We start from the raw sequence: 19,047 nt of genomic DNA on the forward strand, positions 1-19,047 counted from the left end.
GCAGCGGATCGGTGGAGATCTTGAAGTCCTCGCTCCGCCACGGCTGCAGCCCGAACGCCTTCCAGATCCGCTGCACGCTGGTCGGGGAGATCCCGACCTGTTTGGCCAGTTCCCGCTTGGACCAGTGGGTGGAACCTTCGGGCACCTCCTCCAGGGTGCGGACGACGACCTGTTCGACCTGAGCGTCGCTGATCGAGCGGGGCACGCCGGGGCGCGGTTCGTCGGACAGGCCGTCCAGGCGCCGGGCCAGGAACCGTGACCGCCACCGGCTGACGGTGTTCCTGGCCACCCCTAATCGCGCCGCCACCGCCAGGATGCTGCGGCCTTCCGCGCACTCCAGCACGATCCGCGCCCGCATGGCCAGGCCTTGCGCGGTCGATCGCCGTTTCGCCCAGTTCTCCAACGTCGACCGCTCGGCCTGCGACAGCACCAGCGGCGTCAACCGGTTGTCACTCACACCCACCAGCACACCCCGGCCACCGGCCGCTGTCACGCCTGAACCCACGATCTGAAACAGAACGCGACTCAGGTGGCGATACAAGAACTCAAGACCGGCTCACTAGCAGGTCACGTGCACGGTCACGATCATGCTTGGCCTCCACCTCAGCGATGCCCAACAACGCGTGCACCACGAGGTCCTGGTCGGTGCTGGAGCGCGCAATGTCTTCGACCTCGGCCAGCAGGTCACGCGCACGGTCACGATCATCCGCGGCCAGCACCCCCGCGATCCCACACAACGCCGAGGACCAGAAGAAAGGGAATGAGATGAAGCGTGCTACCTGCTCGGCCTCGGCCAGCAGGTCACGCGCACGGTCACGGTCATCCGCGGCCACCACTTCGGCGATCTCGTGCAGTGCGTGGGCCTGGCTGTGTGCCTCGCTGAAGGATCGGGCGATGCGCACGGCCTCAGCCGAGTCAAGCCCGGCCATCACCTTGGCGATCCGACGCAGGGTATCGACCTGCCACGAGAGGACGTCGATAGAACGTGCAATGCGTTCCGCCTCGGCCAGCAGGTCGCGCGCACGGTCACGATCACGCCCGGCCGCCACTTCGGCGATGCCGCGCAATGCGGTAGCCGTGGGGTCTGCGCCGAATATGGAGCGAGCGATGCGTTCGGCCTCAGCCGGGTTATGCCAGGCCACCACCCTGGCGATCTCGTGCAACGCGATATCGCCTCGGCCGGTGGCATGCACAATGTGTTCCGCATCGGCCAGAAGGGAGCGGCCGCAGTCAGGATCGGTGATGAAGCGGGCAATGCGTTCAGCTTCCGCAATGCGCCGTTCGCTCCAGGTCCGAGCGGTTCGCAGACTTGCTGCAGTGGCGGCGGCAGTGGCGGGTCGCTCGTCGGGGGCTTTAGCGAGAAGAGCAGTGATAAGGCCATCGACATCGGGGCTGATACCGGGCCTCAGCGCGCTGGGTGGAGCGGGCGTTTTCGTGGCGTGCATGTAGGCCAGGACCCGCAGATCCGTTGCAGGAAAGACAGGCTGGCCGGTGAGTAAGTGATAGAGGGTGGCGCCGAGGGCGTACAGGTCGGCGCGGTGGTCGACCTCGTGGCCCTCAAGTTGTTCGGGCGACATGTACAGCACGGTGCCCATCACCGTCCCGATCACCGACAAACCGGCGGTCGCGCCGTGCATGCGGGCGATGCCGAAGTCGCAGACCTTGATAGTTCCGTTGTCCAGAAGCACGAGGTTGGCAGGCTTGATGTCGCGGTGCACAATCCCGGCCTCATGCGCGGCGGCTAGCGCGTCAGCGGCCTGGACGCCATAATCCAGGACGCGGCCGAGCGACAGACCACCCGGGTGGTCGTCCAGGACAGACTCCAGGTCGCGGCCTTCCAAAAACTCCAACACCAAGAACGGGAAGGTCAACGCGACGCCGTCACGGACATCCTGATGTTCACCTAAGTCGTAGACGGCGGTGATATTGGAGTGGTTCAGGCGCGCGACCGCTTTCCCCTCACGTCGAAACCGCACTAGGGCCTCGTGGCCGACCCGATCATCACCCAGCAGGCTGGGCAGCAACAACTTAACCGCTACTGGCCGGTCAAGCCTCTGATCGACACCCTGCCACACCTCCCCCATCCCGCCCCGGCCAAGCAACCTCTGCAGCCGGTAACGGCCGGCTAGCTCAGCACCGGCTCGCATATCCCACCTCCGTACACCTCGCTTAAGCCGACTTCCCAGGCACCTGGCGCCCTAATATCCGCTCCGCCTGGAAAACCGACCTCGGCAGTCCAGGTCTCGACCGCCCCGTGAGTCAGAAGGGTGCGGTGCCGGCGGCCCAAGCCTTCGACCAGCCGGCGCGGATGCCGGTCCCGGCGAGATCGCCGAAATCGACACCGGCGAAGGGGTCGGACAGATAGCGCACCTGGTCGTGCTCGGCGCCGGCCGCGCTGATGGTAACCAGGGCTAGCCGATAGTCGGGGACGGCATTCTTGCCAGTGATGATCTCGTTGTGGGTGATGTAGAAGTCCTCGGCTCCCTCGATGCGCGCCTTGACCTCGATACGGATCGAGGGGCCGCCGTCAGGGGGCAGGGACAGGATGTCGTAGCCGGGGTTGTTGAACGCCTGCTCAAATGGCTCCCGGCCGAGAGCGCGCTCGGTGGCCATCACCAGGCTGACGCCGCGCCGCTCGACGGCCTTGGTCTCCTTCGCGTGAATCGGGGCATCCGCCGCGATCCCGGTATCGACCTTGGACAGCGGCAGTACGAGGGCGGCGGTCACGATGCGGGGCGGTTCGGCGGCCAGTTGGGCCTGCCGGTCGAGCAGCGCCAGCCGGTTCTCCCGCCGGGTCGAGAGGTCGTGGGCCTTGCGCATGAGACTGTCGGCGCTCTCCTTCGGCTTGGCGCCGGTCCGCTCCTTCTCCCTGGCCGCCCTCGCCTCGGCGCCGAGCCGGTTCGACTCGTGGAGCAGCCGCTGGTCGACCCGTGTACGGGTCCGCTCGACCTCCGCGAGCCGCCGGGGCGAGACCTCAGCGAGGTAGTCGATGAGCTGGTGGCCGATGATCCAGGTCCGGGCCCGGGACTCGGCCTCACCGAGCCAGGCGAGTTTCGTGGCCGCGGCCACGGCGGGGATACGCGGAGCGGCCACGCAGTCGAGGTAGGGCGCGGGGCCGGCGGGCATGACCTGGCCGGTGGCATCGACGTAGGCATAGCTGAATCGCCGGGCGATTGACTCCCCGGTGCCGTCGACGATCTCCTCGATGACACCGACCAGGAGAGTCGGCTCCTCGACCTCGGAGGAGACCAGGACGGTGCCGCGCTCAAGAATGGGGCGGAGTTGGGTGATGGTAAGCCCGGCGACGGCGTCGTGGAGCGGATGCCCGGGGGCGAGCAGATCCGCGCGTGGCTTGTCGTCGACGTCGACCCGGTCCAGCTCGAACGTGACCCGCTCATAGCGGGAGACGACGGGACCATGCTTGGTGACCGCACGGACGGTCGCGGGGACCTGGGTGATCTCGTACCGGCCGCGCTCACGTCTCGCGAGCCGGCCGTTGAGGCGCTGGAAGGCGAGGCGGAAGGCCGACTCGATGTAGTAGGGCTGAAGCCTGCGGGCGCGGGCCTCCTCCATGAGCCGCCGCATCGGTGTCAGGTCTGCGTCGGACATGGAGTCGTGGGTGAGTGCGCGTTCCTTGAGGAGCTCTTCGAGCCCGTGGGCGACCGAGTCGTCGATGACCTGCTCCATCTTGGCCCGGGTCTCGGGAAGGTCGCCGTACCGGATGGCCTGGATAAGCAGATCGCGGAGCGGCATCTCGTCGAAGGTCGATCCCAGGACGTCGAAGACCTTGCCGCCGTAAGCCTTGCGCTGCTCCTCGACCTTCTGCAGCAGCCGGGTGAACACTTCGCCCTCGCGGGTGTTCGCCGCCACGAGGTTCCACAGGCGGCACACCTCGGTCTGACCGATGCGATGGACACGTCCGAAGCGCTGCTCAATGCGGTTGGGGTTCCACGGCAGGTCGTAGTTGACCATCAAGTGGGCAGCCTGGAGGTTGAGCCCCTCGCCGGCCGCGTCGGTAGCCAGGAGCAACTGGCAGGCCGGGTTCTTGGTGAACTCCTCGGTGATGACCCGTCGATCTCCACGCCGGACACCGCCGTGAATGGCCTGCACGATGTCGGGGCGGCCGAAGAGCGAGCGGATCTTGCGGGCCAGGTAGTCGAGGGTGTCGCGATGCTCGGTGAAGATGATCAGCTTGCGTGGCTTCTCGGCGTCGGGATGGATGAGGTCGTTGTCCTGCAGGATCTTCCGCAGCTCGACCCATTTGCGGTCGGTGTCGAGATCACGAACCCGGCGAGCGACGTGGACGAGCCGGTCGAGATCAGCCAGTTCGGCGTTGAGCTCCTCAATGGTGCGGGCCGTGGTGGCCGCGTCCAGCAATTCCTCCTCGACCTGCTCGACCTCTTCGGCACTGCGTTCGCCGTCATGCCAGTCGCCGAGGTCGATCGTGACGGAATCATCAGTGACGACGCGGCCGTGGATCAGGTCGTCGCGGCGGCGCTGCAGTCGTTCCGAACGCCGGACCAGGGACCGATAGATCGCTTCGGGGCTGGAGGCCAGGCGTCTCTGAAGCACCGTGAGCGCGAAGCCGACGGTGTTACGGCGCTTGTCGTCCAGTCGTGCGGCGCGGTTCATCCCCTCGCGGACGTACTCGGTGACGCGCTCGTACAGGTCCTGCTCGTCTTCGGTGAGTTCGTACGGCACCGTCTGGGCGATGCGCTCGGGGAAGAGTGGCTTGCCGTCAAAGGTGAGAAGGTCCTCCTTGACCATCCGCCGCATGAACCCGGTGGTGTCCGCGTTGTGTACGTCGGCTTTGTACCTGCCCTCGAAGCCGTCGCGCTCGAGCAGGGTGAGGAAGAGCTGGAAGTCCTCTTCCTTACCCGCATGCGGGGTGGCCGTCATGAGCAGCAGGTGACGGGTGCGGTCGCGCAGACTTTCACCGAGCTGGAAGCGCCGGGTCTTGTCCAACTTGCCGTTGAAGTAGCGCGCACCCATCCGATGGGCCTCGTCCACGACCACCAGGTCGAATTCGGCGTCGTCGAGGTGGGCGGCCAGTCCCTCGTTACGCGCGAGCTGGTCCATCCGCGCGATGAGCAGTGGATACTGCTCGAACACGTTCGACCCGAGCGCGGCCTCGACCATGGTCGTGTTGAGGATGTCGAACCGCAGTCCGAACTTGAAGAAGAGCTCGTCCTGCCACTGGTCGACCAGTCCCCCGGGAGCCACGATCAGGCAGCGCTTCACGTCGTCGCGAAGCAGCAGTTCCTTGATGTACAGGCCTGCCATGATCGTTTTTCCGGCGCCCGGGTCGTCGGCCAGGAGGAACCGCAGCGGTGTGCGGTCGAGCATCTCGCCGTACACAGCCTGGATCTGGTGCGGTAACGGCTGCACGTTGCTGGTGGCCACCGCCAGCATCGGGTCGAACAATCCGGCCAGAGAGATCCGCTGTGCTTCGGCGACCAGCCGGAACTCGTCGGCGTCGGCGTCGAACGGTCGGCTCCCGGCGTCGGAGCGGCTCAGTTTGACCTCATCGGCCCGGAAGATCACACGCTGACCCAGTTGCCCATCGTAAGTCTTGTAGGTCAGCTCCAGAGCATCGGAACCGTGCCACTGCGCGGCGAGAACCGAGACGGCCCCACCGTGCACCACCCCGACCACGCGGACCCCGGATGAGAGATCCTCAAGCCTCACCCGTTACCTCCAGATCGACAGCCCGTGGAGATCCCGTTCCCTGTCGGAGGCGGGTGCTTTAGCATCGCCTACGCTAACCCATCCATTCCCCGTGGCGAGGCATGAACAAGACAGAGCGCGAACAGGTTCGTCGCCTCGTGGCGGACTTCGAGCAATGGACACGGCGGGCCGCAGACGTGCAGTCCTGGCACCGCGCCGTCCGGAACGCGGCCAACAGCGACGAGCGGCATCTGCGCTCACGCAGCGTCGTGATCACCCGCGCGGGCGAGGACGCCTGGCGCGTGGTTCCTCTGCAGGAAACCGACGCGGCTGTCGCCGGGCATCTGCGGGAACGTGCCAATCTCCCTGTGACGACGGCGAACGACCGTGTCCTGCTGCAACTGCTCACCGAGGACGTTCGCCACGCCATCACCGCGGTCGGCCCCTTGCTCGGCCTGCGTCGCTTCTTCACCGGGGCGGAGAGGAAGCAGGCTGCGGACGCCGCAGGTGATTTCCTGCGTCGTCAGCATTCGGCGATGACGGGAGCGGGCGGGCCCGGACGCCTGGAGGAACTCGGCGCCTTCACCACGCTCGTCGCCCCGGAAAGACCCGGATTCGACGCACTGCTAGATCCGGCTCTTCGCTTCGGCCTCATCCCCGAGCGGATCGGCCCAGAACCTGAGCTTTTGGACCGGTCGGTCGTCGAGGGCCTCCCCGAGGCGCTGATCGCCATCGCCAAGGTCGTCGCGAACGAAGCCTCGTACCTCTCGGCCGCACGCGACGCGGGCGAGAAGGTCAGAGACGCCGAGGTCCAGCGGATCCTGCAGGAGATGCCGGTGGATGCGTTGAAGGCGGCCACTCGCGATCGCCTCCGACTGGGAGTCCTTTCCCAGGCGGGCATCCGCACGGTGCAAGAGGTACTGACCTGGGGCGCATCCCTCCTGCAGACGCTTCCGGGCGTCGGAGAAACCTCGGCGCGACACATACTCGGAGCTGCACAGACGCTTCGGCAGACGACATACGACGAGATGCCCGTACGCATCGATATCAACAGCCGTGGTCCAGAGACCACTCACCTACTTCGGCGCCTCGCCGAATGGGACTCGTGCCGTCAGACCCGAGGCGCGTCGACCGACCTTGAGCGTGCGGCCGAGCTCGAACCCTTACGGAAGGCGATCACAGGCCAGACCAGTCACCTTCTTGTGATTCCGACAAGGAGACTCACAACAGCAGGACTCCGCGAGAGTATCCACATCGTCAAGCGGCGAGCCGAACTGCTCCGCGGGCCGACCGCGTCCGGGCCGAAGAACGTAGGCACGGATCCGTGGGACGACTTTCTTACCCGACCGGCCGACTACTTCGCCATGCTCTCGGAGCTCGGCTTCATCACCGAGGACGAGGACGCGGTGCACGGGGATCTCCCAGAGGAGATCATCGAGGCCGTCCGCGACCAGGCGCTCAGCGGTGAACACTTGACCGCATCCCTTCGCGGCTACCAGAGCTTCGCGGCCCGCTTCGCCCTGGTCCAGCGCAAGGTGATCATCGGGGACGAAATGGGCCTCGGCAAAACCATCGAGGCCCTCGCCGTCCTCGCGCATCTGCGCAGCCGGGGTGAGACCCACTTCCTGGTGGTGTGCCCGGCAGCCGTGGTCACCAACTGGGTCCGCGAGGTGACCGGCAAGTCGAAACTGCGGGCGCATCGGGTCCACGGACCGGAACGCGATCGCGCGGCCCGGACATGGGCGCGTGATGGCGGGATCGCCATCACGACGTTCGAGACTCTGGCGTGGTGGGAGCCGGAGCTGAAGAGTCTTCGCGACCTGGCGTGCATCGTGGTTGACGAGGCCCACCTCATCAAGAACCCGCAGGCATTGCGAACGATCCGGACCAACGACCTCATCGCGCGTTCGGATCGGGCGATCCTCCTCACCGGTACGCCACTGGAAAACAAGGTCGAAGAGTTCCGCAATCTCGCTTCCTACGTACGCCCTGACCTCACCGTCGATGCCACGGATCTCTCACCGCGGATGTTCCGGCGGCAAATCGCGCCGGCGTACCTTCGTCGGAATCAAGAGGACGTGCTGACTGAACTCCCGGAGCTCGTCGAGGTTGAGGAATGGTTACCCATGTCCGCAGCCGACACCGCCCGCTACCGGGCCGCCGTCGAGCGCGGGAACTTCATGGAGATGCGCCAGGCGGCCATGCTGCACGGAACTGAGTCAGACAAGGTACGACGGCTGATCGAGATCGTCCAGGAGGCGGAAGAGAACGAGCGTCGGGTCATCGTTTTCTCCTACTTCAGAGAAGTACTGAACCTGGTTGCCCGCACATTGCCAGGGGCGGTTTTCGGGCCTCTGACCGGGTCGGTTCCGGCAAACCAACGGCAGCAGATGGTGGACCAGTTCTCGTCGGCCAAGCACGGTGCCGTGCTGGTTGCCCAGATCCTTGCCGGCGGAGTCGGGCTCAACATCCAGTCGGCATCCGTCGTCGTTCTCTGTGAGCCTCAGCTCAAGCCCACCACCGAAGCACAAGCCATTGCCCGCGCGCACCGGATGGGACAAGTGCGGTCGGTGCAGGTCCATCGATTGCTGTCCGAGGACAGCGTTGATCAGCGGATTCTTGAGTTGCTGGCCGGAAAGAAGCGGCTGTTCGACGACTTCGCCAGAGTTAGTGACATGGCTGACTCCGCTCCGGAAGCGGTGGATCTTTCCGAGGCTGACCTCGCTCGCGAGATTGTGGCCGCTGAGCGCCAACGCCTCGCTGAACGTGCCCCCGCTTAACCTGACCCTACCTATCGCGGAGCTACGCCCCCTGGCCGAGGCGATTGTTCAGGTTGAGGGCGAGGGCTGTGAACAAGAATCTCTCCCCCGAGATGCTTCCACTGCTTCCGACCCTTCTCCGTAACATGTGAGGCACATGCGATGGGTGTAAGGCGAATAGTCAAGGGGTAGCATCGCTCCTACGGTTGCTCGGCGGTTGCTCATTGGTACGCGATAGCGGACAACATCGCGCACCACCAGCGGGCATTTTGACAGCGGTGAATCCGGACGGTCTAATAGAAATGGATAGTCTGCGGCATTGGATGATACTAAGGCTTTTAATCCGTAGGTTCAGGGTTCGAATCCCTGGCGCCCCACCCATCTGACCTGCGACTTTACCTGTTTCGGTAGTCGCCGGATCACGGCGTGAGTCACTGTGGGACACATGTGGGTCACGTCCCTGCCGGGTCTTTGGTGGTTCGGGCCGTTTTGCGGGCGGCGGACATCACCAGCTGGGCGTGTGGGGTGCGAAAACCCGGATGCGGCCTCTGGTCTGCGGTTATCCGCCCCGTCTATGCGGCCCGCCGGTACTGGTTGATCAGGCCGTCGAGTACCTGTCGGCGTTGCAGGCGGACCTGATCGAGATCGCTTGGTGGAGCCGGGTCATGTGGTGGTTGAGGCGGCCGACGGTCTCGTGCGCGATGAGGACGGTACCGGTTGTAATGCCGTCCGTATGACTGCAGGACTCCGCGGAGATGGCCTTCACCGTAGATCAGCAGCCGATCGGTGCATTCCCTTCGAACGGTGCCGACCCAACGCTCGGCTATCGCGTTGGCCTGCGGTGCGCGAACCGGTGTCTTGATGATGCGGGCGGCGAGTGAGGTGAACACCTCGTCGAAGACCGCGGTGAACTTCGCGTCGCGGGGGTGATGAGGAATCTGATGCCCTCGGCCTGCTCTCCCAGGTTCATGACCAGGTTGCGGGCCTGTTGAGCGACCCAGGTTCCGGTCGGGTGCGTCGTGACGCCCGCGATGTGAACCACGCGGGTGGCGTGCTCGATGAAGAACAGAACGTAGAGCCGCTTCAGATACACGGTGTCGACGTGGAATAGATCGCACGCCCAGATGCCCTCGGCCTGCGCTTTGAGGAACTGACTCCAGCTCGGGCCGGTGCGACGTGGTGCCGGACTGAGCCTGGCTCTGTTGAGGATGTCGCGTACGGTGCTGGGCGGTACCCGAAGGCCGACGCCGGCCAGTTCGCCGCTGATGCGCTGGTAGCCCCACCTGGGATTCTCCCGGGCCAGGCGCAACACCGCCTCCCGGATGTCCGCGCGTGTGGAGGGACGACCCGGGCATTTGGACGGCGAGGTCCACCGGCGCGTCACCAGGGCGCGGTGCCAGCGCAACAACGTCGCGGGGGTGACGAAGAAGACATCCCACGACGAGCGGGGAAGCAGCCGCGACAAGGCTGCGAGCACGACCCGATCCACCGGCTGGAGATCAGGCCGGTTCACCTGACGGCGCAATACGGCGACCTGATGGCGAAGCACCACGATCTCGGCCGTCTTGGCCCGATCACCGCGGCCCAGCAGGACCAGAAGCTGAAAGGCACGCCCGAGGACGAGGTAGAGCAAGGACCACAACACCGTCAGCAGGATGCCCGAGACCTCATCATGCTTAAGCCACGAACCCCCAAGTCAACCCCGGCAGCTGAGTTTCCGCACCCCACAGGCACCTTCCGCCAGCGCGCCGAACTGACCAAGCCCCAGCGCGACATCCTGGCCAAACTCGACATCCCGACCCCGAAGAAGATCTGTCGAAGCTACACCCGCCGCAGACGCCTGACCAGGCACAACACCCACGCCTAGTGACACGCCGTATCAGCGCGCCCGGCGACCTTTCCGCAGCTCACAGCCCAAATCCATGTGCTTTTCCCGCTACACATCTGCGGAACGCAGGTCCCCGGCCATGCTGGCAGTTCGCCGGATTTGCCCTACTCACGCCGAGTTGATCAGGTACGTATTGGAGCGTGTCCTCTCCCTTACCTCGGCGCAGGATCACCTTCCCGGTAGCCTCCAGTCGTAAAGAAGACCCAGCCGCCCGCGGTGTCTCCTGGTGGGCCATGGTCGGCACGATGATGGCGGGAATTGCCGCCGTAGCGGCCCTTGCTGTTTCACTGTTGGCTCTCGGCCTCCAACTTCGACAGCAGAGCGAGCAGCAGGAAATGCGTAAAGCTCGCTTCGCGTCGAAGGTTACCTGGTGGGGTGAAAAATCAAAAGATGGAGTTCGCGTCATCGCAGTTCAAAACAGCAGCTCCGAACCCATGCGAGCCACCATTATTCTGCATGCTGTCAAATTCACCGAAAACTCATCAAATCCTACACCATCGACCAACACAATAACCCAGCCCGAGAAATCCAGGGATGTAACAATTGATCTCGGCACACTCTCACCCTGCGCCATAAGTCGCTATAACATTGGAGCGTTCATATCACGCCGCGTCGGAGAAGATGGCAACTTTAGGTTTACAGGTTACGGACCATCTACCTTGACGATCATCGACCCTTCCGGAACGGCATGGGCACGCAAATCCTCAGGCGAGCTCGCGCTGGCGGATATATTTTCAGATAAACCAATCATTGATTTACGCGACGAACTCGACGAACCACGAATTGTGGACTCAAGCGATACTGCAGCCAGAGAACCATCTCTGGCTTGTTCAAGCGATTGATGGGGGGATTCGCCGCGACCTAGGAAGCTTCCTGGTGTTCACCGCCCGGCTCTCCGACCTCAAACCCCAACAGGAGTTCAAGCAGACCGACGCTTGGCGACGGCGATCAGACCTGATGTCTCGAATGCCTTCTCCAGGTTTCCGTTGAGTGACTCTATAAGCCATTCGGCCAGGGTCATATTTTGGGGATCCAGCGGAGATTCTTCAGGATACTCAGTTGCATCGAAATTTGCATCCCATATCCACATGGGTCCGGCCGGATCTCGGCTATCAATCACAGACCAAATATTGCAACCCCAGTCGAACAACCATAGCATTCCGGGCCAATCATCACGTGTATCCGGATACCAGTCGAGGATGTCGGCCACCTCGAAATGGTGCTCGTATTCGCTGCCGGCCACCCCGAGAATACCTTCGCGTGGACCGAAGCCTCCGTTGGCAACCTCAAGGTAGAGACGACGAAGCAATGGGGGTAGTGGATGTCCGATTACCTCCTCTACCTGGCTGATCGCCTCCGGTGAAGCGGGAGGCAGGAGATTCGGGAGCGCTCGAACTGCTTCGATGATCTCATCCTCTGCCACGTCCACCATTCTTGGATATCGTGGCTGGTTAAGTCAAGGATGCATCGGGCCGTGCGATTGGTGTAGCCCGCACACGACCAGGATGGTCAATACTGTCCTCGGCATCAAGTATTTCAAGAGCTAGATGACCAGCAGGAGAATCTCGGATTAGCCAAACGTATGGTGGAGTCCGCTATCACCGAGCTTAGGCCATTAGCCAAGGCCATCGTCCAGGCTGAAGGTGCGGGCTGTGAACAAGAATCTCTCCCCCGAGATCCTCCCACTGCTTCCAACCCTTCTCAGCGACGCATGATGCCCCGCGATCAGGGTAGGGCGAATTGTCAAGGGACGTCATAGGCCCTGGGGTTGCTCGGCGATTGCTCATTGGTACGCGATACGGGGCGGCAGTGGGCACCATCAGCGGGTACTTTGACAGCGGCAAATCCGGGCGGTCTAATAGAAATAGACAGCCTGCGGCATTGGGCGACACTAATGCTGCGAACTTTTAATCCGTAGGTTCAGGGTTCGAATCCCTGGCGCCCCACCACTTCCTATCTGGGAAAACTCCCCGTCACAAGATCGCCGGCAAGGGCCGTGACAGGAGCGTTTGACAGGGCAGAGCATTCCGGGGCCCTTCATGGCTGGTCGTGGTACCCCATGGAAATCCGGGGAAATCAGCCTGGGAAGATCAGCTTCGGTCCGGTCGGCCGGGTACAACGCGACCCGACCGTCAGGTCCCTTGATGGCCAGGACGGGCACCCCGCGAGCAAGGCCGTGAGATCGCTGTTCGACCATGGTCGGCATCCGCGACGTCACCTCACTCCCTGCGGCGACACGGACCGACGCCTTCTCGGCGTCGACGTCGACGACGCGGCTCCCCCGCCGGCCCTCGGTGACGAGCAGGCCCTCTTCACGAAGCACGCCGAGAGCCTGCCGGACAACCGACCGGCTCACGTCGTAGGCGGCCATCAGTTCACCCTCGGACGGGGTCAGGAGCCCGGCCTGCCACTCCCCCGTGAGGATCATGTCGCGCACGAGGTCGGCCAGCTGGGCGTAGAGCGGCACGAAGCTGTGTGCCTGCCGAAAATTCCATCCGTGCAGTTCAAGCTGCGGGTGAGTACTCGTGGAGGATTCCGCCGAGCCGGTCTCGGCGGCGTATTGGTCAAGCTCGTGATCCGCTCTGAATCGGTGATCGGATCCGGGACGGGACATAGTGGGGTGGCCTGGGCGAGGGCTTGATGGGCTCGGTGCCAGTTGTAGAACTGTTCGTACTCGCGCAGAGCACGCCGTAGGTGCTGTTCGTTCCAGATCAGACAACGGTCGAGTAGCTCGCGGCGGCAGGACTGCACCCACCGTTCCATGATCGCGTTCATCCGGGGCATCCGGATACCGGTGAGCACGGTCTGAATGCCAGCCTCGGCGAGGATCTCGTCTATGAGAGAGGGGGAACTTGCCGTCCCGGTCACGGGTCAGATAGCGCGGCTGAGGCTGCTCATCCGGCCGGATACTGTCATGCGCTTGCACCGCGACCTCGTGCGACGGCGTCATGCTCGTGCCTGCGCGCCGAACGGCGCGGGCGCCCGCCAACCGTCCGTTCCACCCGCGCCCTCGTCCTCCGTTTGGTCCGGGAGAATCCGTCCTGGGGCTACCGAAGGGCGCACGGAGAGCTCGCCACGCTCGGCATCAAGATGGCACCGTCCACTGCGATTTCATCGAGACCGTAACCCTCGACGGGCGGCCCAGTACATCCTGGCCGTCATCGACCACGCCACCAGACGCATCCGGGTGCTCTGGCACCACCGCCCACCCGACGGGGAATTGGGTTGTGCAAGCCGTCATGAATCTTGCGACGGATCTGGAGGACGCCGGTTGCCGGGCCGGCGCAGGACGTCGTGGGGCAGCGGCGTCAGGAGGGCGGCGAGGAAGGCTCGTTCCTCGGGAGCGAACCTCACCCGGGTGTCGGCGCCGAGTTGCCGTTCGAGGATGGTGATCTGGTGGCGCAAGGCAAGAATCTCGATGTCCTTGTCACGATCTCCCATCGGGAGCAACCGCAGCGCCGCGAAAGTGTTCGTGACGGCGAGATAGGCCAGGCGAAAGAGCACAATCGGTCATCCTGCACTGTCTCCTCTTCAGACGCCGAAGCCTGCCTACGAGAGAAGCACCGCAAGGCCGTGACCTGGACGGATGGAATTATCGGCAGGAGCAGTGTCGCCAACGGGGATGAGCAGCGCGGCACTCGGCCGGGGTGGCATGTAATACGCCTTGGAACGTCCAATTTCGGCCCGGCACAGGGCCGACGCCTCAGCACGCCGCTGGCACAGGCCGATCACGTCAACAACGTGCGAGATCTGAGCCATGGCCCGAACGCGGGAGACCGCCACAGCACCCCGCCTTGGTGGGTAGACGCTCATGGCCCGAACGCCACGCGCCCAGCCTGGACTCATACATCAGGGAGTCCTTAATTCCTGGCACTGTGTCCTAAATTCCACGCCGGACCCCTGCGTGCTAGGAATTGTTACCATCTCAACTACTTGCCATAGCTACGGAGCGAGCTAGATCGACTTTCCGAATGAACCTGCCCTGAACGGCTCACCTACCCACGAAGGACCCCTGATGATGTCTCATCGATCGGGACCTCCGGTGACGTTATCAGAGCTCTCCGAACTCTTTTCCGTCGAGGCGAACAGAGAAGAACTCATAGGAGTGGAAGTTGAGCATGGTCTCGTAGACCCTCGCTCTGGTGTGAGCGTTCCCTACCACGGGCCACGTGGCGCTCAGGCACTGCTGACAGCACTGCACGCGCACTTTGGTGGCACATTCGGCCTCGACGGGGAACACGTGGTAAGCCTCACCCTGCCTGACGGGGCTGCGTTTTCACTGGAAACCGGATGCGCCTTGGAGTACGCATCTGCACCGAACTCCGATCTCCGCAGCATGATCATGATCACGCGAACTCACCTGGAGGAGGCGGCGGCAGTCGCCGCTGGTCTCGATATCGCCCTGCTCTCCGGCGCTTCCATACCGTTCACACCGGTCAGCCGAATACCATGGCTTCCGAAGCCGAGAGTTCAGTTGATGCGCGACTATTTTGCCGGCCTGGGTGACGCCGGAGCTTACGGCGATGCGGTCATGGGCGTCACTTTATCGACACAGACGTCTCTCGATTATCTCTCCGAAGCGGACATGCTGGCGAAGCTTCGCATGCTGGTCGGTGCGGCGCCTCTAGCCTCGGCACTCTTCGTGGCGTCCCCTTTGGAAGAAGGCCGGGAATCAGGCTGGCTTTCGCGGCGGATGGCATATTGGCGGAAATTTGATCCTCGCCGGTGCGGTGTCCTTGATTTTGCACTCAAGGACAGCGCCTCCATTGCGGATATCGTCGAGTGGGCAGTCGCCCTTCCCATGATATACCGCGATTCAGAAGGTCGGCATGTGGCCGCGCCCCCAATGTCATTCAAACAGGCGATGACAAGCGGTTTCGGTGACCAAACATGGCCGTCATTCGAGGACTGGTCACTTCACTTAGGTCAGGTCTGGCCACACGTACGCGCTCGGCGCACACTTGAGATTCGTTCGCTGGACGGCCTTCCCTGGCCTTTCTTCGGCGCCGGCCCTGCCCTCTGGGTCGGCTTGACATACGATGCCGAGTCCATCGCCAGGACCACAGACCTGTTGTCCGGATTCACCACCGCAGAGCTGGATCAAGCTGCCCTCGATGTCGCCTTCCGCGGCCTGGATGCCCATGTCAGCGGCGTTCCGATAACAGAAGTGTTGACCGAGCTATTGCGATATGCACGAGCCGGACTCACCCATTCATCCATGCAAGGATTACTCGACCCCATAGAGGAAGTCCTGGATTCGGGCGTTACATTCGCGCACCATATTTTGATGAACTGGCGCGGCTCATTTCACAACCGGCCGGATCGATATGTATCCACCTACCGCGTCCCGGTCTGAAGAATGCCACACTACGGAGTCCGGGGTGACATCCGAACGAAGCAGGGGGCCATGAACGCAGACGGACGATTCAAGCTGGTGAGGGCACAGGTATTGAAAACAGGCCACTTGAAGCGTGTCGCGAGCGGCCAGATTGCCGGTGTGATAATCCCTTCGATACTCAAGGCCAGTAATTGCGAGACCATCACAAGTGCGCTGAGGACGCTCCCTACGGGCCTGTACGACGTCGATCGCGTCCATCCCCCGATCGCGCGGTTCGGCCCGGCTCTGAACGACCATCGCACCGAAGACGGCGTCGACCCGATGTATTGGTCATTAGCAGAATCTGCGCGGACCGCATGGCTGAACGCCGGGTTGTCGTCAGGTCCGCTTACTGCGGCCTTGGCTGCGCTGCACTCATCATGGCATCAGCGCACCGAGATCGCGACGATTAGTGATCGGCCCGCCTATGCTGGTGTGATCAGAGAGATAAACGCAGGGACGCTGATTCACAATGACTGCATCATTCGGGAATTTCCATTTGGCATCCTTGATACGCAGATCTCGGCGCAGCTTGCTCTGAATATTTATCTTTCTGTCGGTGTCGACGGCGGAGCGACCACGGTATGGCATCGCCGCTGGCAGCCCGAGGATGAATCGAGCCGGATAGGCTATGGCCATACTCAAACGGTTGTGGCTGATGCCCCCTACGCCAGCTTCAATCCTGAAGTCGGCGATGCCTTGCTATTCAGTTCTGAGCACTATCACGATGTCAGCCCCGTCTCCAGTGGTCGACGGATTTCACTAGCCTTTTTCCTGGGCCTGACCAGTGACGACAGACTCGTCGTCTGGTCTTGATATCGCAAGGTAAGGAGCCAACGAATGGACCTGCTGAGAGAGCCCGCTTGGCAGGGGCTCGGTGCAATCGCTGCGTTCCTGGCGCTGGCTGCTTACGCGTGGGTTGAGATGAGGCGTCGTCGCCGGCCCCCGAAAGCCGGGCAGCCCGTCGTTCGGTGCTTCCCCATCACCGATGACGACAGTGAACACCGTCTCTACGACGAGGTTTCTCGGCTGGTCCGGAACGCCACAAGTACTGTTTATCGTTCCGGACGAGGTTTCAAGGACGAGAACCGCGCCAACCTGTATCGCCAACTGATCCATGCCGACGAAGAGGCACTGCAGAACGGCGTCAAGATCACCCGTATTCACACCGGCCTCAGCGTTGCGGGATCATGGGCATCATCCTACGCTCGATTGATGACCGAATTCCCCAATCTTGAAATTGCGGTCGACTTCGACGACCCCGCGTTCAGTGATCTGGGGATCATCGATCCGCTCGGCCACCAACCTGTTGTTTACATGCTTTTCGAAGCGCCCTTGTCCGCCACCCCTGACACCGATCGGCGCCCTTCGTTGTTTTTAGTGGTGGAGAACGCACAGTCATTCGCACTCAGCCTCGCACAGCAGTTCGCGCAACGCGCCAAGTCACTGAGAAAGCTCCGCCCTGACGATGTGCACCTTCTCGCGAAGAAGTACATGTACTTCGCCTGGGGCATCGACATGGCCGCCCGAAACGTTCTTCGAGAGATACCGGATGCGAAGCCACGTGGACGGGCAGTGCTGAAAGGCTGGCGGCGTGACGTGTCCGCGATGCTCGCCGGACCTGCGGACCGCTCGACCATTCACTGGACCGGTGATCTGGACGACCGTTTCGATGGCGTGGCCTACGAAGTCACGTGGTGGGAGAAGACCGTGCTTGACCGCCGCGAACGTCGCGCTTACAAACCTGTAGAAGTCGACATCGAGTTGAGTGGCACAACCACCCAGGCCTTCACCTACATACCTCTTCCATCGTCAGAGCCCGGAAAGAGATCACCTGCCGGCAGCTGGATCAACGAGGTGATCGACGGGGCGCTCGAAAATGATGTTGTCGATCTCCTCGATGAACTCCGAGGTTTAGGGACAACGGTGAAACACTCCACGGACAATGCCGGGGAGCGTTAGCAGTAGGTCCCTCTCCGTCATAGAACAAGCGAGAAGTCTGCGCCTGCCGAAAACTACATCCATGCAGTTCAAGCTGCGGGTGAGTACTCATGGAGGACACCTCCAAGTCGGTCGCGTCGACGTACGTTCAAGTCAACGATTCGCTCTGGATCGATGATCGGATCCGGGACGGCACGCAGTGGAGCCGCTTGGGCCAGGGCTTGATGGGCTCGGTGCCGGTTGTAAAACTGTTCGTACTCGCGCAGGGCGTGACGCAGGTGACGTTCGTTCCACAGCAGGCATCGGTCGAGAAGCTCGCGGCGGCAGGACTGCACCCACCTGTCCATGATCGAGTTCATCCGCGGCATCCGGAACCCGGTGAGTACGGTCTGAATGCCGGCCTCGGCGAGGATCTCGTCCATGAGTACCGGGAACTTCCCATCCCGATCTCGGATCAGATAGCGCGCCTGCAGCCCGCATCGTCCAGGTCCATCACGAGATTCCTCATCGCCCGCATGACCCAGCTCGCGGTCGGGTGCGCGGTGGTGCCCAGCACGCGCACGCGTCTGGTGGCGTGCTCAATGACCGCCAGAATGTATTGCCGCTGGCCATTGAGGGTGACGGTCTCGATGAAGTCGCAGGCCAGGAGCGCGTCTGCTTGCGAGCGCAGGAAGTCGGCCCACGTGCTGGAGGCACGCTCGGGAGCCGGATCAACACCCTCCCGCTTGAGGATCTCCCAGACTGTGGACGGAGCCACCTTGATGCCGAGCGTGACCAGCTCGCCGTGCACCCGCCGATGGGGGTTCGCCCCTGAATGTGGACACCGTTCTCAGGCTGCGGTAGCGATGCTACCTGCGGTTTTCTCGTAGTTGACCGGTGACATCTGGCCGAGCGCGGAGTGTCGGCGGCGGGTGTTGTAGCGGGTGATCCATCGGAACACGGTCAGGCGGGCGTCACGGGCGCAGGCCCACCGGGGAGCGCCCCGCAGCGTCTCGCGCTTGAGCGTGGCGTTGAAGGACTCGGCCGCGGCGTTGTCCGCGCTCGTGCCGACCACGCCCCGGGAACGGGTGACGTGCAGGCGGCGGCAGGCCTCCTCGAACTCGCGGCTGCAGTACTGCGCGCCGTTGTCGCTGTGGAAGACCGCGCCGTCCAGGCTGCCGCCACGTGTGCGGGCCGCGGCCTCCAGGGCGTCCACGACGAGTTCGGTGCGCATGTGGTCGGCGATCGACCAGCCCGCCAGCCGCCGCGACCCCAGATCCAGGACAGTCGCCAAGTACAGGAACCTGCCGTCCCCGATCGGCAGATACGTGATATCGCCGACGCACCTCTGGTTCGGCTGCCCGGCGGTGAAGTCACGCCGCACCAAGTCAGGGACCGGGGTCGCGGACGGTTCGGGCACCGTGGTGCGGACCTTC

17 protein-coding genes and 1 pseudogene are annotated in these 19,047 nt (G+C 63.2%); 6 read left to right on the forward strand and 12 right to left on the reverse strand.

The genetic code is table 11. The features are described from left to right. From AW272_RS39790 to AW272_RS39800, 3 genes are all read right to left on the reverse strand, one after another. Window positions 1-493, reverse strand: a 493-nt coding sequence (locus AW272_RS39790) for a helix-turn-helix domain-containing protein (RefSeq protein ID WP_218011234.1), incomplete at its 3' end; no start/stop codon positions are given. Window positions 494-545: 52 nt separating this feature from the next. After that, window positions 546-2,147, reverse strand: coding sequence for a serine/threonine-protein kinase (locus AW272_RS39795; protein ID WP_066376440.1), 1,602 nt, complete (start codon window positions 2,145-2,147; stop codon window positions 546-548). A gap of 112 nt (window positions 2,148-2,259) precedes the next feature. Next, window positions 2,260-5,688: a helicase-related protein gene (locus AW272_RS39800; protein ID WP_066376443.1), complete on the reverse strand. Its 3,429-nt coding sequence runs from the start codon at window positions 5,686-5,688 to the stop codon at window positions 2,260-2,262. A gap of 101 nt (window positions 5,689-5,789) precedes the next feature. On the opposite strand from AW272_RS39800, the gene AW272_RS39805 reads away from it, so the two are divergent. Then, the gene (locus tag AW272_RS39805; RefSeq protein WP_066376446.1) at window positions 5,790-8,447 is read left to right on the forward strand and encodes a DEAD/DEAH box helicase; all 2,658 of its coding nucleotides are present in this window, start codon (window positions 5,790-5,792) and stop codon (window positions 8,445-8,447) included. 551 nt (window positions 8,448-8,998) lie between these two features. Here the strand turns inward: AW272_RS39805 and AW272_RS46225 are convergent. Further along, a complete protein-coding gene (locus AW272_RS46225; RefSeq protein WP_218011235.1) occupies window positions 8,999-9,316 on the reverse strand; it encodes an integrase core domain-containing protein in 318 nt (105 codons plus the stop codon). Continuing rightward, window positions 9,250-10,059 carry a hypothetical protein gene (locus AW272_RS39810; RefSeq protein ID WP_218011236.1) on the reverse strand — a complete coding sequence of 270 codons (810 nt, stop codon included), beginning with the start codon at window positions 10,057-10,059 and terminating at the stop codon, window positions 9,250-9,252. The genes AW272_RS46225 and AW272_RS39810 overlap by 67 nt, the downstream gene beginning before the upstream one ends. 39 nt (window positions 10,060-10,098) lie before the next feature. Here AW272_RS39810 and AW272_RS42955 point away from each other — a divergent pair, with 39 nt between their 5' ends. Together AW272_RS42955 and AW272_RS42960 are read left to right on the forward strand one after the other, a co-directional pair. Continuing rightward, window positions 10,099-10,293, forward strand: a complete 195-nt coding sequence (locus AW272_RS42955; RefSeq protein ID WP_157519349.1) for a hypothetical protein — start codon at window positions 10,099-10,101, stop codon at window positions 10,291-10,293. A 254-nt stretch (window positions 10,294-10,547) separates the two neighbouring features. After that, window positions 10,548-11,156, forward strand: coding sequence for a hypothetical protein (locus AW272_RS42960; protein WP_157519351.1), 609 nt, complete (start codon window positions 10,548-10,550; stop codon window positions 11,154-11,156). Between the two features lie 77 nt (window positions 11,157-11,233). Here the strand turns inward: AW272_RS42960 and AW272_RS42965 are convergent, their stop codons facing one another. The 4 genes and pseudogenes from AW272_RS42965 to AW272_RS39820 form a co-directional block, all read right to left on the reverse strand. Continuing rightward, on the reverse strand, window positions 11,234-11,737 hold the full coding sequence (locus AW272_RS42965) for an SMI1/KNR4 family protein (protein WP_157519353.1): 504 nt from the start codon (window positions 11,735-11,737) through the stop codon (window positions 11,234-11,236). 468 nt (window positions 11,738-12,205) lie between these two features. Then, the gene (locus tag AW272_RS39815; RefSeq protein ID WP_083959180.1) at window positions 12,206-12,928 is read right to left on the reverse strand and encodes a GntR family transcriptional regulator; all 723 of its coding nucleotides are present in this window, start codon (window positions 12,926-12,928) and stop codon (window positions 12,206-12,208) included. A gap of 14 nt (window positions 12,929-12,942) precedes the next feature. After that, window positions 12,943-13,182, reverse strand: a pseudogene (locus AW272_RS46230) (integrase core domain-containing protein); the annotation flags it as partial. A gap of 369 nt (window positions 13,183-13,551) precedes the next feature. Next, a complete protein-coding gene (locus tag AW272_RS39820; protein WP_066376450.1) occupies window positions 13,552-13,818 on the reverse strand; it encodes a hypothetical protein in 267 nt (88 codons plus the stop codon). 538 nt (window positions 13,819-14,356) lie between these two features. Here AW272_RS39820 and AW272_RS41550 point away from each other — a divergent pair. The 3 genes from AW272_RS41550 to AW272_RS39830 are packed head-to-tail and all read left to right on the forward strand — an operon-like array spanning window position 14,357 to window position 17,653. Then, entirely contained in the window at window positions 14,357-15,670 is a 1,314-nt protein-coding gene (locus AW272_RS41550; RefSeq protein WP_169807734.1) for a glutamate-cysteine ligase family protein, read from the forward strand. Between the two features lie 51 nt (window positions 15,671-15,721). Beyond that, complete coding sequence (locus AW272_RS42970; RefSeq protein ID WP_169807735.1) at window positions 15,722-16,507, forward strand: 2OG-Fe(II)-dependent halogenase WelO5 family protein; 786 nt, start codon at window positions 15,722-15,724, stop codon at window positions 16,505-16,507. A gap of 24 nt (window positions 16,508-16,531) precedes the next feature. Then, window positions 16,532-17,653, forward strand: a complete 1,122-nt coding sequence (locus AW272_RS39830; protein ID WP_066376455.1) for a gamma-glutamylcyclotransferase family protein — start codon at window positions 16,532-16,534, stop codon at window positions 17,651-17,653. A 68-nt stretch (window positions 17,654-17,721) separates the two neighbouring features. Here the strand turns inward: AW272_RS39830 and AW272_RS44660 are convergent, their stop codons facing one another. From AW272_RS44660 to AW272_RS39840, 3 genes are all read right to left on the reverse strand, one after another. Further along, window positions 17,722-18,054 carry an integrase core domain-containing protein gene (locus AW272_RS44660; RefSeq protein ID WP_218011238.1) on the reverse strand — a complete coding sequence of 111 codons (333 nt, stop codon included), beginning with the start codon at window positions 18,052-18,054 and terminating at the stop codon, window positions 17,722-17,724. A gap of 32 nt (window positions 18,055-18,086) precedes the next feature. Beyond that, on the reverse strand, window positions 18,087-18,422 hold the full coding sequence (locus AW272_RS44665; protein WP_218011239.1) for a hypothetical protein: 336 nt from the start codon (window positions 18,420-18,422) through the stop codon (window positions 18,087-18,089). Window positions 18,423-18,461: 39 nt separating this feature from the next. Further along, window positions 18,462-19,047: IS3 family transposase (locus AW272_RS39840; RefSeq protein ID WP_066376457.1), on the reverse strand; the 586-nt coding region annotated here is incomplete at its 5' end.

Source organism: Herbidospora mongoliensis (genome assembly GCF_001570545.1).
GTDB classification, from domain to species: domain Bacteria; phylum Actinomycetota; class Actinomycetes; order Streptosporangiales; family Streptosporangiaceae; genus Herbidospora; species Herbidospora mongoliensis.

Coding starts and splice junctions, on each gene's coding strand:
- AW272_RS42970 (WP_169807735.1), top strand. CDS start 15,722: ATGAACGCAGACGGACGATTCAAGCTGGTGAGGGCACAGGTATTGAAA.
- AW272_RS39830 (WP_066376455.1), top strand. CDS start 16,532: ATGGACCTGCTGAGAGAGCCCGCTTGGCAGGGGCTCGGTGCAATCGCT.
- AW272_RS44660 (WP_218011238.1), bottom strand. CDS start 18,054: ATGGACGAGATCCTCGCCGAGGCCGGCATTCAGACCGTACTCACCGGG.
- AW272_RS39815 (WP_083959180.1), bottom strand. CDS start 12,928: ATGTCCCGTCCCGGATCCGATCACCGATTCAGAGCGGATCACGAGCTT.
- AW272_RS42960 (WP_157519351.1), top strand. CDS start 10,548: ATGGTCGGCACGATGATGGCGGGAATTGCCGCCGTAGCGGCCCTTGCT.
- AW272_RS39795 (WP_066376440.1), bottom strand. CDS start 2,147: ATGCGAGCCGGTGCTGAGCTAGCCGGCCGTTACCGGCTGCAGAGGTTG.
- AW272_RS39805 (WP_066376446.1), top strand. CDS start 5,790: ATGAACAAGACAGAGCGCGAACAGGTTCGTCGCCTCGTGGCGGACTTC.
- AW272_RS42955 (WP_157519349.1), top strand. CDS start 10,099: ATGCTTAAGCCACGAACCCCCAAGTCAACCCCGGCAGCTGAGTTTCCG.